The following is a 12,857-nucleotide window of genomic DNA, read 5'->3' as shown; positions in this document are numbered from 1 at the left end:
GCTGGTAGCGGCAATGTCCAATTAGAGGAAGGCCCCAGATTCCATTCGGCGTGTCCATCGCTGCCACGCCGGTCCAGTTCTCTAGTCGTGCGCGGGTGGCAGGGTGAACTGAAAGACGGCGCCGAAAGGCGTGTTCGCGCTTGCCCACAGCCGGCCTGCCTGCGCTTCGACGATCATTCGGCAGATCGTGAGACCCATGCCCAGGCCTTCCGTCTTCGTTGTATAAAAGCCATCGAAGATTCGTTCCTCAGCCTGTGGTTCCAGCCCGATGCCGGTATCGTGAACCGCGACCAGGGCGGCTCCGGCCGCGTCGCGCCGGGACTGAATCCGCAGCACCCTGGGGCGGTCCGTCACGTCCTTCATCGCCTCGATGCCGTTCATCAAGAGGTTTAGCAGCACTTGCTGCAACTGCACACGATCTCCCACGACCTGCGGGAGGTCGGCGGCCAGATCGGTCTGGACCAGGATTTGATGACGGATCACCTCGCAGTGGACGAGGGAACTGGTGTCTTCGATGAGTCGGTTCAGGTCCAGCGCCATATTGGCGGCGGTCGTCTTCCTGAACAGCGCACGCATCCCCCCGATCACCGAACCGGCGCGATGCCCGGCCTGGACAATGCTCTGCACCGCGTCGTGCACTTCCCCAAGATCGGGAGGCTGACGGGCGAGCCAGCGCAGAGCCGAATTGGCGTTGGTGACGATTGCGGCCAATGGCTGGTTGACCTCGTGTGCGATCGATGCCGTCAGTGCGCTCAACGTTGTTACCCGCGTGACGTGAGCAAGCTGGGCCTGCGCAGAATGCAGAGCTTCTTCGGCGCGCTTGCGCTCAGTCAGGTTGAGCACGAAGGAGACACCTTGTTCCTCGCTCTCTTCGAAGCTTGCGGACCCAATCAGCATGGGAACGCGGCTGCCATCCTTGCGGTAGAACTCCTTCTCGAACGGCGGCGGCACGCTCCCGGTCAGCCTGAACTCCTGCGCCAGCCTGGCGTCGCGCGCATGCCATTCCGGAGGCGTCAGGTCAGCCCAACTGAGGCTGGCCGATGCGAGATCGTCGCGTTGGTAGCCAAGCATGTGAAGGAACGCGTCGTTGGCCTCAAGAATGCGGCCGTCGAGGTGCCAGATGAAGATGCCTATGAAGTTGCCCTCCAACAGGCGCTGGATCTTCGCTTCGCGTTGTGCGAGATCGCGGTACAGATGGGCGTTTTCGATCGCGGTTGCGGCTTGCGAGGCGAGCAGTTTCAGTACCGCGGTCCGGGCCGGCGCAAAGACGCGCGGGGCAAGGTTGTTCTCGAGGTAGAGCGCGCCAATCAGTTTGGCCTGAGTCAGCAATGGCAGGCACAGGATCGAACGGGCGTGTTGGCGCTGGATGTACGGATCGTCAGCAAACGCGTTCTGGGTCATGGCGTTGTCGACGATGATGTTCTCGCGGGCGCGCAGGACATAGTGAAGCATCGATACAGGCAGCATCGTCGCGGACACGCTCTCGTCGAGCAGTTGAACGGCGACTGCGTCGCCGCGGGTTGTGGCTTCGGCAACGATGTGCAGTTCGGTTCCCCGGGAAAGGACCAGTACTCCGCGCTCGGCGCCTGCCTGTTCGAGCGCCGTGCGCATGAGCGTGTCGAGCAGTTTGTCCAGTACCACTTCGCCCGAGATCGCCTGGGAGACGGCAATTACCGTCGCAAGGTCCAGGCGTTCAAGCGGCAGCCCAATCGTTGCAGTCGGCTCAGGCGGGCTCTCTTCACCGCAAAGGTGTGGAAAGAGCCCGTCAAGTTGCTGAACCTTGCCGTCGGCGCCCCAACGCAGGTAGCCGTGGCGGGCATCCTGAAGGTAGACCCTGGCGATCTTCTCAAATCCCCGCGCAGCGTAGAAGCGCGCTGCCAGTTCATTGGCGAGCGCCTCGTTATGGATGAAATCACTGTCTCGCGCGCTGCGGATCGCCTGTTCGTAGAGGTTCATCGCATCGGTTTCTCGATCTTCGATGCGGGCTAGCTCGGCACCCACCAAGGCGGCGCGGGTCTGGAAGTTCTCCGGACAATGTTCTGCCCAGAGCAGCAGTTGGCGATGATGGTCGCTGATAACCGTGATGCGCCTGGTCCATTCTGGCTCCACGCGCGAGATGTCGTGAGCGGCGTGCGCCAGTGCGGCGTAGAAGTGGTACTCCGCTTGCTCGAAGAACGATGGACACGTCCACAGCAGTCGTTCCGCCCGATCTGCCGCCGCCAATGCGGTTGCGTAGTCGCCAGCAAGATAGCGGGCCTGCAGCTTGCGGACCCAATACCAGCAGGTGGCGAGCGTGGGGCCCGGGGGCTCATCAAGATATCGCTCGTATGACTCCTCATGGAAGCCGGCATCATTCAAGGTACCGAGGGCCTGCGTTCGTCCGCGCAGCGAGCGGACCAGCTGGAGCTGGGGCGTGACCCTGTCCACGGCCAGCCTGAACCTCGCCTTGTACGCGAAGTCGATCATGGACTCGGCTTCGTGCTGCACCTCGGCGAGCGGCTCGCCAATGGCGAGCATCTGGGTAATGTGGTTGTTGCGCGCAAAGGACGCATAGGTGAGATCGCCGAGCTTGCTCGCCACGTCGAAAGCGCGTTGCACCAGGCTGCGCGCGGTCCGAATCGGGCGAGTCCACTGCATGACGTGGCCCCCGAATGCCTGGTAGACGCGGGCCTTGAAGCGATCGAGTCCGTGCTGCTCTACCAGGTCCACGCCCAGCTGACCAAAGCGGAACGCGGCATCGTAGTCACCGGATTGCGGACCCAGGATCAGGCCGAGCCAGGCATAGTTCAGGCACGATGCGTCGCAGTTGCCATGCTCAAGGCTGAGGTTGCTCATCCGGCCGATAATGAGCGAGCCCAGTTCAACGTTCGTGTACCAGGCTGGCAACATGAGCGCGGTCAGGACATCCATCGTGCCCCTGGAGACCTCATCCGTCATCAGTGGCAGGTCACGCAGTGCTTCAATGGGGCGGTTGCCAATCAGTTGCCACATCCGGCCGTATTCATGCTGCACGTCTTCCTTGTCCGGTTTTGCCGGACATTGGATACCGGCACGGCGCAGGTAGTCGAGGCCCACCTCGACGGCGCGCGCGCGTTGGCCGCAGGCCAGGAACAGCTCCAGTTGAAGCTGGGTGACGTGAGCCAGGCCAGGAAGGCTGCTGGCGCGATCCGCGAGGTCGGCAAGGCGCGATTCCGCCGCGGGCAACGCGCCAGTCAGGAACTCACATTCGGCGCGGTGGAGATCGAGCGCAAAAGCCAACTCGGGGCGGCGCTTCCTGGCGTCTCCCCGCAGGAGGGCAGCTCCGGCGGCAAGGCAACTCAGTGCCGATGCGTAGGCTGTTGCCGCTTTGGCACGTTCGCCAGCGAGCAGGTTCAGCTCGGCCACTTGCTCTCGCTCCCTGGTAGTGTGAATCAGGGCGGTGCCGCGATTGAGCTGACCGACGATCTCGAAGATGCGGTCCGGGACGGCCTCTCGCGGCGTGCCGCAGGCCAGTCGTCGACCGATTTCAAGGTGTGCCGCCGGCCGCGCACCCTCGGGGATCAGCCGGTAGGCGGCCTCCTGGATGCGGTCATGCTGGAAGCGGCAGGTTCCCTCCTGGTACACCACGAGCCCAGCATGCATCGCCGGCCACAGCGCTTCCTCAAGGAGAGTCTGGTTGCCTCCATGCACTGTCGTCAGCAGCGTGATCGCGGCGTCGTTGCCAAGACAAGCCAACAACTGCAGTGCATCCCGTGTCCCCTCGGGAAGTCGCTCCAGTTTGCTGAGCATGAGGTCCGCAACATTTTCGGTGAAGCCCTTGGCCAGAATCTGCTCAAGGTCCCAGGACCAGCCCACGCCTCGTTGATCGAAGGAGAGTAACTCCTCGTCCGCCAGGGTCGTGAGGAACTGCACGGCGAAGAATGGATTGCCAGCGGTCTTGGCCTGTACGAGACCAGCCAGGGCGGCAACGCGCGCCGGCGGGCAGCGCAGGGCATCGGCAATCAGCCGGCCAATGTCGGTCACACCAAGCGGGGCAAGCTTGACGTCACGCACCTGCCCGCCGGCCTGGCGTATGGCCGACAATCGTTGCAGCAACGGATGACTGGGCTTTACCTCATTGCTGCGATAGGCGCCAACAAGCAGCAGATGGCGCATCTCTGGCTGAGTCGCGAGGTATGCGAGCAGATCGAGCGTTGCCGTATCCAGCCATTGCAAATCGTCGAGAAAGAGCACCAACGGGTGCTCGACCCGGGCAAAGACGCCTAACAGGCACTGGAATACCTGATGGAGGCGGTGCTGCGTGTCCCTTGGCGGCAAGACCGCTACAGGCGGCTGCGGCCCAAGGATCAACTCAAGCTCTGGAATGAGGGGCGCCAGTAGCGCGCCATTCGGTCCCAGCGCCGTGTCCAGTGCCTGGCGCCAAGGTTCGAGCTCCGTCTCGCTCTTGCCCAATAGTGGGCGGATCAGGCTCTGCAGCGCCTGTGCCAGCGTCGCATACTGAATGTCTCGCTTGAATTGATCGAACTTGCCCGATGAAAAAAGTCCACCTCGGGATACCACGGTCTGGCGCAATTCGTGTACGACCGAAGTCTTGCCGATCCCGGAATACCCCGAGACCAGCACAAGCTCTAGCACACCGTCCGCCATGACCCGATCGTAGGCAGCGAGCAGCGCCTGTATCTCGCGCTCGCGTCCGTGGAGCCGTGACGGGGTCATCGGTCGTTCGGGCACGTCATGCGCGCCAAGAGGGAACGCATCAATGCGGCCCCGCTTCTCCCATTCGGCCAGACAGCGCCGCAGGTCAGCTTCCAGCCCTGCCGCCGTCTGATAGCGTTCCTCTGCTGGTTTGGCAAGCAGCCTCAGCACCAGGTCAGAGAGCAACGCCGGGATACCTGGCCTCCGCTGGACTGGTGGCATGGGTTGCAGGGCCAGGTGGCAGTGGACCAGTCCCATCGGGTCGTCGGTAGCGAATGGCAATACGCCAGTCAGCATTTGATAAAGGGTGACACCGAATGCGTAGAGGTCGCTGCGGGCATCGATCGGCCGGTTCATCCGCCCGGTTTGCTCGGGGGCCATATAGGCCAGCGTGCCGGTAATCTCCTCGGCCGGACCTGGCGCGTGGCGCTCGCGCGCCAGGCGTGAGGCAAGGCCGAAGCCCGTGAGCCGGGCCGACCCAAGGTTATCGTTGACCAGAATGTGGGCCGGCTTGAGGTCCTTGTGAATCAGGCGTCGCCGATGGAGTTGGCTCAGGGCCGCGGCGATGCTGATGGCCAGGCGCAGGAACCGGCCCAGCTCCATGGGAGATCCCAGCATCCCGGCTAGCGGCTCGCCACCGGGGTCCTCAAGCAGCAGTGCCGTGCGACCGCTTTCGCGCACAAGCTCCAGTGGCCGGGCTGCCCACGTCCCATCCAACTCTTCCTTCAGGCCATATTCGTGCGTGAGGCGGGAGAGATTGGAGGAAGTCGGGCGCTCGGTGGCGGGCCAGACCGCCAGAACGGGCGTCTGCCGGCCGTCGAGTTCGATGATCCAGCGGCCGAGAACGCGGTCGCTATCCTTCCACAGGATCCGGGCGCGGGTATCCCCCTCGACGCAGAAGCGGAGCGATCGCTTCATCTGCCGTACCCCACCTTGGGATTGGTAGCAGATGCGGGCATACCACGACGGTGCGCTGGATAGCGTGCGGCAAAACGTGCGGCAAAAGGCTCGAGATGGTTGAGGACGGAATGGGGGGCGCACTCTCGTGCGGCTCGTGCCCCCGTGCTTCCGTTAATGGCGAGGACGCGGGCGAACGTCGCTAGCATCGCAGTCATGCGTGGCCCTCCCCGTGGCATGCGTGACGCGCGCCAGCCGAATCTGCTCGGTGCCGGAGAAACGCTGCGTCAACAGTAATGTACGCGGGGTGCCAGTCCGCTGGCTTGAACTTCTGTGCTTTTCCTTGTTCTCTTGTGCGCAAGACAGCGGCAATGGCACGAGCCGGAGGAAACGCCGCCGCTCTAGCAGGAAAGTAGTTGGCCGCCGCTGCCGGCGGCGGAACCCCGGCAGATTTCGGTCTTCCGGGGTTCTGTTTTTTGTGGCCCCGAAAAAGCGGGAATTACGCGCCTGGCTAGCTGCGCCTCGCTGTCTTCAATGCCAGCTTCTCGCCGATCGCAGGCAAGCCGATCAATACTTCCAGCGCCCATCCGGATTGATCGAACCGGCACTGTCATTCTCTCAGCGTTCTCTCTCTGCCTCGCGTGCACATGCGCATTTGCATGTCGATGGCAACGCTCGCAGAAGCGGCGCGCATCTCCGGTGCCACCATCTCCATTGGTACTACGCGCGCATCCGTATCGAGCGTGGTGGAGAGCGGGGTGTGGCGCATCGGCAAAGCGATCGCGGCGGCAGGCTCGGCAAGCTGCAGGCCGGTTACGGCTATAACCTCAGCAAGCGCACCATGCCGTACGTGTTCTTCGACCGCGAGGATCCGAACTCGCGGGTGGCCGGCAATCTTGTCACCACCTACGGCATCGGCATCCAGCACAAGTTCTGATTCACCGCCCCGGCCGGCAGGGCGTTGCCGGCCGGGATGGCTATTCCAAAGCCCACTCTCCTGCATTCATGAATCCGACCTATCTTCTACTGCCTTACCCGATCCATCCAAGCGACAAGGCGCGCCGGGGCATGGGCGTGCTGCGCCGCTTCGCGCTGCCCGGCGTGCCTGTCTACAACGGCAAGTTGTCGCCCGAACTGGTGGAGCGTCTGCTTGCGACCTACTACGATCCCTACCACGCCGCATTGGCCGGCCTGATCGAAGCGCGGCACGCCCGTTTCGGCGCCGTCTGGCATATCGACTGCCACTCGATGAAATCACGCGGCAATGCGATGAATATCGACAATGGCGCCATGCGGCCTGACTTTGTCATCGGCAACCGCGACGGCAAGAGCTGCTCGACGGACTTTGTCGCGGTCGTGGTGGACGCGCTGCGCGGCCTGGGCTACGAGGTTGGCGTGAATACTCCCTACAAGGGCGCGCAACTGGTCGCGGCCTACTCGGACCCGACACGCGGGCGGCACAGCTTGCAGATCGAGATCAACCGGGCGCTCTATCTCGACGAAGCGCGCTTTGCGAAACACGAGGGATTTGCCACGCTGCAGACGCATCTGAGCCAGGTGCTTGAGCAGGTAGCGGCCTATATCCGCGCTCGCGGTGATGAAGTTCACCGAGGCCCAGGGCTTGCGGTGGCGGGCCCAGCACCTTTTGTATCCTCTGGGTTGATTTATAATGGCGCGGTCAGAGTCGTCGCCCCGCAAATCGCTCCATCTCCCGCGCCAGCAAAAGTTCAGCGCGGCCGACGGTAAAGCGACGGTAAAGTCCCATGCTGATCACGGCCGGTCCCTTTAGCCATGCGGGTTTGGGCGGCCTGTTGATGATCGAGTGGGAGTAAAAACCCCGCTGGGAAAAATTATTCGCTAGTTGATTGACTATTAAAGCCCTGTTTTCACAGGGCTTTATATTTCGGATTGTCGCCTGGTTTTTCTCGCATTCTGGAGAGTGTTGGAGCAACTCGTGGCGATTCAGTTTGGTACAACGGCACTTGGCGCTGCCGTGGATGTCGGCGTGGCACATGGAAGCTCGCCGGTCCCAGCCATGTCCTGCGCCATGGCGTTCGCCTGAAAAATTATCCGTACGCGGCAGCGTTTGCGAGAGCTTCGATGCATTGCACGGCACCAGCGTGGCGGCGGATAGTAGTGGCTACGTCATTTTGTGCACCATTTTCAGAATTCCCCCATGGAAATTAAAGTCAATTTTCTCGATAAGCTACGTCTTGAAGCCAAGTTCGATGACTTCACCGTAGTGGCCGACCAGCCTATCCGTTATAAGGGTGACGGCTCGGCGCCTGGTCCTTTCGATTATTTTCTGGCCTCATCGGCCTTGTGTGCCGCTTACTTTGTGAAGTTGTACTGCATAACCCGCAATATTCCTACCGAGAATATCCGCCTGTCGCAGAATAATATTGTTGATCCGGAGAACCGTTACCAGCAGATTTTCAAGATTCAGGTTGAGTTGCCGGCGGATATCTCCGAGGCAGACCGTCGAGGTATTTTGCGCTCTATCGAGCGCTGTACGGTGAAAAAAGTGGTGCAAGCCGGCCCCGAGTTTGTCATCGAAGAAGTAGAGAACCTGGATGTCGATGCTCAGTCGTTGCTGACGTTGAAACCGGATTCTGACGCCAGCACCTATATTGCGGGCAAGGATTTGCCGTTGGAGCAAACCATCGCCAATATGTCGGGCGTTTTGGCGGATCTGGGCATGAAGATTGAAATCGCTTCATGGCGCAATATCGTTCCCAATGTGTGGTCGCTGCATATCCGCGATGCGCACTCGCCGATGTGTTTTACCAATGGCAAGGGAGCGACCAAGGAAAGCGCACTGGCGTCGGCGTTGGGCGAGTTTATCGAGCGCCTGAATTGCAACCATTTCTATGGCGGTACGTTTTGGGGCGAAGACATCGCCAATGCGGATTTTGTTCATTACCCGAACGAGCGCTGGTTCAAGCCTGGCCCCAAGGATGCGCTGCCGGCTGAAATTCTGGATGCGTACTGCCTGCAGATTTATAATGCCGATGGCGAGTTGTATGGCTCGCATCTGTACGACACTAACTCCGGTAATGTACAGCGCGGTATCTGTTCGCTGCCGTATGTGCGGCAGTCGGACGGCGAAGTGGTGTATTTTCCGTCCAACCTGGTCGAAAACCTGTTCGTCAGCAATGGCATGAGTGCCGGTAATACGCTGGCGGAAGCACAGGTGCAATGCCTGTCCGAAATTTTCGAACGGGCGGTAAAGCGCGAAATTCTGGAAGGTGAAATCGCATTGCCTGATGTGCCGCACGAAGTGCTGGCGAAATACCCTGGCATTCTGGCCGGGATTCAGGGGTTGGAAGAGCAGGGCTTTCCGGTGCTGGTAAAGGACGCGTCACTGGGTGGGACCTATCCGGTGATGTGCGTCACCTTGATGAACCCGCGGACGGGCGGTGTCTTTGCCTCGTTCGGCGCGCACCCGAGCTTCGAGGTGGCGCTGGAACGGAGTCTGACGGAATTGCTGCAGGGGCGCAGTTTTGAGGGCCTGAACGATTTACCTCAGCCCACCTTTGTCAGCAACGCCGTGACGGAATCAAATAACTTTGTCGAGCACTTCATTGATTCCAGCGGTGTGGTGTCGTGGCGCTTTTTCAGCGCCAAAGCGAATTTCGACTTTGTTGAGTGGGATTTTTCTGGCCAGGGTGAAAACTCCAATGCCGAGGAAGCCGCAACGTTGTTCGGCATTCTCGAAGACATGGGCAAGGAGGTATACGTGGCGGTGTATGACCAGTTGGGCGCCGTGGCCTGCCGGATTTTAGTGCCCGGTTATTCGGAAGTTTACCCGGTAGAGGATTTGATCTGGGATAACACAAACAAGGCCCTGCTGTTCCGCGCCGATATTCTGAACGTGCATCGCCTGGATGATGCCGGCCTGGCAGATCTGCTTGAGCGGTTGGATAACAGTGAGCTGGATGAGTACTCCGATATTGCCACTTTGATCGGCATCGAATTTGACGAGAATACGGACTGGGGGAAGCTAACGGTTCTCGAGTTGAAGCTGCTGATTCATCTCGCCTTGCAGCAATTTGAGGAGGCGCAAGAACTGGTGGGCGCGTTCCTGCAATACAACGACAATTCGGTCGAGCGCGGATTGTTTTACCAGGCCTTGAATGTGGTGCTGGAGGTGTTGCTAGACGACGACCTGGAACTAGACGACTACGCGGTCAACTTCCGTCGGATGTTTGGCGACGCTCGGATGGATGCGGTAATGGGGTCAGTGGACGGCAGCGTGCGCTTCTTCGGGCTAACGCCAACGAGTATGAAACTGGAGGGCCTCGACAGGCACCACCGCCTGATCGACAGCTACAAAAAACTGCATAAGGCGCGGGCCAATGCGGCGGCTATAGCCAGTTAGGGTTACGAACCATGGCTGGATGAAGGCTGGGTCAATCATTTCAATAAAAGGTAGTCAGTGAACTAAGCCCGCGATGCCGCGGGCTTAGTTACGTCTGGGTGCATCCCAAATATCTGGCATTGACCGGCAGCATCACACGGAGAGAACCCGGATGGACAAGTTGCTGTCCTGCGCACGCAGTGCTTCCGCCTGAGCAGTGCATCTGCTGTTTGGCGATAGCGGTCCCGTGCATGCGAGCCTGGAACGGCAATTGCGTCGAGCATTCTTAGCCCGCTGGCAGATGGCGGGCTCCGATATCAGCGCCGCGGATGACCGCTGACAGTCATGGAGACGACCATGCCAAGAGCATCAAGCATAGCCAAGGCCAGAGCAGACCAGCGGGCGGGCAAGGCACCGACCACGCAGGCCGGCCATTTCGTTCACGACGAGATCGAAGCAGTGCGCCAGGGTAAGCACGGCGTGCGCTCGGCTAAGCAAGCCATAGCGATCGGTTTGTCGGAGGCACGCCGCGCTGGCATTGAGGTGCCGCCGAAGAAGGGCGCGACAAGGGCGCGGACCCGGCCCGCAGGCACCAAGTCAACGCCGCCCAAGTCCGCCGGCAAGGGTGGCAACGGCAAGGTGACGCCGCGACAGGCCAGCTCGGAAAGCAAGGCCACGCGCGCGCGCTGCCATCAAGGCGCTCAAGCGCGAGGGCACAGCGGGCGCTTCACGTCAGGCGCTGTCCGCCCAGGCCAAGCGCGCGGCAAGCACCCGCACTGCTGCTGATCGTTCAGCCTCCGCCAAGAAGGCCGCCAGCACCAAGGGGCCGGCTGGACGCTCCGAAGCGGCCCGCAAGGCCGCGCGAACGCGCGCGACAAACAAGGAGGCAAGCCGCTCGCACTAGTCGATACCCAGCTCGCATAGGAGCTGATGTGTTGGCTGAAATTACAAAATCCGGCTCCAAATTACACATGGCGGCGTGGCCCGAGCGTGACATACGCAGCAGGTCGCCGCGCCTTCCCGCGACCGATGCACCGAAAATCATGCTCAATACGGCTGTCAACGTCGTCAAGCGCCGTGTTGAACGGCAGCTGGCGGACGCGCCTGTTCCATCATGAAATCGACGAATGCACGCACGCGCGACGGCAGCAGGCGGCCGTGCGGATACATCAGGCTGACGGGGCGCATGCGCCCGGCAAAAGCTTGCAGTACCTCGACCAGCTCGCCTTGCGCCAGGTCCCGCTCCACGACGAATTGGTAGGTCTGGAACAGCCCCGCGCCCGCTTTGGCCAGCGTCACGCCGGCCAGCACGTCTTCCGCGCACATGTAGCTGCCCGTCGACAAGATCTCCTTCTCGTGCCCACCTTCCTTGAACAGCCACGAGATCTGCCGCCCGCTGCTCGGTAGATCGAACTGGATGCACTCGTGCTGGTCCAGGTCAGGCAGCGTTCTGGGTACCCCTGCGCGCTTCAGGTAGGCGGGGCTCGCGACCACCACCAGTGCCGCGTCTTCAAGGTGCCGGGAGACCATCATCGAGTCCGGCTGCGCGCGGAAGCGGATCGCCACGTCGAAGTTCTCCTCATGGAAGTCGACGTTGCGGTTGCTGATGTGGGCTTCGACCTTGATCAGCGGGTACTTGGCGCGAAACGCGGGCAGGAGCGGCAACAGCCGATGGTGCCCGTAGGTGGTCGGCGCGCTGATGCGGATCGTGCCCGAGGGCTGCACCTGCTCGCCGGTGACCTTGCGCTCGGCTTCGACCAACTGATTGAGCGCGGCGCGGCATTGCTCGAAGTATTCCTTGCCACCTTCAGTCAGCCGGATGCTGCGCGTGGAGCGCACGAACAGGCGCACGCCCAGGCGCTTTTCCAGGCGCGAGATCGAGCGGCTGACGGCGGCAGGCGTGACGCCTGCGGTATTGGCGGCCGCCGTGAAGCTGCCGGCCTCGGCGGCCAGGCAAAACAGCTCGATGCTGCCAAGCAGGATGTCGTCGAATTGCCGGTGCATATTCTTTACGCCATGTAATAGGACAAGTGTAGCAAACCCCGTTTATTGCGCTCCACAGCGGCAATATAGTCCCTCCACACCGGTGACGGCTTTGGAGTCCGGCACCGGACCCTGAACCTGAATCTGGATCCACCGGAGGACCATCATGAGCAACACCGACAACACCGACAACACCGTCATCATCACCGGCGCCACTAGCGGCATCGGCCTGGGCTTGGCCGATGCCTTCCTCAAGGCGGGCTACAACGTCGTCGGCACCGGCCGTTCCACCGAGCGCCTGCAAGCCACCGCTGAACGGCTGAATGCCGGCGAGCGCTTCCTGGGTGTCGCGGGTGACGTCGGCAAGCCCGAATCGGCGCGCCAGGTCTTCGCGCAGGCCATTGCCAAGTACGGCAAGGTCGACGTGCTGGTAAACAACGCGGGCATTTTCGCCGCCAAGCCCTTCGTGCAGTTCACGCCGGATGAAGTGGAAGAGCAGATCTCCACCAACCTGAAGGGCGTGCTGTATCCGTCGCAGGAAGCGGCCAGGCACATGAGCGAGCGCAAGCGCGGCAAGATCATCAATATCACGGCGTCTCTGGCGCTTCAGCCTCACGGTGGTGTGCCAGCGCTGCTGGCCGTGGCCCTCAAGGGCGGCATCAACCAGGCCACGCGCGCGCTTGCGCTGGAACTGGCGCCCCACGGCGTGACGGTCAACGCGGTCGCCCCGGGCGTCGTGGACACCCCGATGCATGCCGCCGAAACTCATGCGGCACTCGGCAGCCTGCACCCGCTGGGCCGCATCGCCAACATTGCCGAGATCAGTGACGCCGTGCTCTACCTGGCCAAGGCCGACTTTGTCTCCGGCACCGTGCTGCCGGTGGACGGCGGCTTCAGCGCCGGCCGCTGAAGCCGGCAGCCGCGGCCGGACCTATGTCCTGCC

Annotated in this window: 6 protein-coding genes and 1 pseudogene; 5 read left to right on the top strand and 2 right to left on the bottom strand. The window is 61.7% G+C overall.

Annotation, left to right across the window (positions count from 1 at the left end):
* Positions 1–81: 81 nt before the first annotated feature.
* On the bottom strand, positions 82–5,592 hold the full coding sequence (locus A9975_RS02045) for an AAA family ATPase (protein ID WP_183031182.1): 5,511 nt from the start codon (positions 5,590–5,592) through the stop codon (positions 82–84).
* A gap of 739 nt (positions 5,593–6,331) precedes the next feature.
* On the opposite strand from A9975_RS02045, the gene A9975_RS02040 reads away from it, so the two are divergent.
* The 4 genes and pseudogenes from A9975_RS02040 (at position 6,332) to A9975_RS02025 (ending at position 10,835) form a co-directional block, all read left to right on the top strand.
* Positions 6,332–6,508 (top strand): hypothetical protein, encoded by a 177-nt coding sequence (locus tag A9975_RS02040; protein ID WP_255503016.1) that lies wholly within the window; start codon positions 6,332–6,334, stop codon positions 6,506–6,508.
* A 68-nt stretch (positions 6,509–6,576) separates the two neighbouring features.
* Positions 6,577–7,317 (top strand): N-formylglutamate amidohydrolase, encoded by a 741-nt coding sequence (locus A9975_RS02035; protein WP_183031181.1) that lies wholly within the window; start codon positions 6,577–6,579, stop codon positions 7,315–7,317.
* A gap of 430 nt (positions 7,318–7,747) precedes the next feature.
* Positions 7,748–9,952, top strand: coding sequence for an OsmC domain/YcaO domain-containing protein (locus A9975_RS02030; protein ID WP_183031180.1), 2,205 nt, complete (start codon positions 7,748–7,750; stop codon positions 9,950–9,952).
* A 336-nt stretch (positions 9,953–10,288) separates the two neighbouring features.
* A pseudogene (locus A9975_RS02025) lies at positions 10,289–10,835 on the top strand (DUF6496 domain-containing protein).
* 164 nt (positions 10,836–10,999) lie between these two features.
* Here A9975_RS02025 and A9975_RS02020 read toward each other — a convergent pair.
* The gene (locus tag A9975_RS02020) at positions 11,000–11,935 is read right to left on the bottom strand and encodes a LysR family transcriptional regulator (RefSeq protein WP_183031179.1); all 936 of its coding nucleotides are present in this window, start codon (positions 11,933–11,935) and stop codon (positions 11,000–11,002) included.
* 145 nt (positions 11,936–12,080) lie between these two features.
* Here A9975_RS02020 and A9975_RS02015 point away from each other — a divergent pair, with 145 nt between their 5' ends.
* Positions 12,081–12,824 (top strand): SDR family NAD(P)-dependent oxidoreductase, encoded by a 744-nt coding sequence (locus A9975_RS02015; RefSeq protein WP_183031178.1) that lies wholly within the window; start codon positions 12,081–12,083, stop codon positions 12,822–12,824.
* The last annotated feature ends 33 nt before the right edge of the window (positions 12,825–12,857 follow it).

It is taken from the genome of Cupriavidus sp. UME77, assembly GCF_014170355.1.
GTDB classification, from domain to species: Bacteria; Pseudomonadota; Gammaproteobacteria; order Burkholderiales; family Burkholderiaceae; genus Cupriavidus; species Cupriavidus basilensis.
The sequence above is the reverse complement of the archived record's forward strand: the minus strand, read 5'-3'. Positions and strand labels throughout refer to the sequence as shown.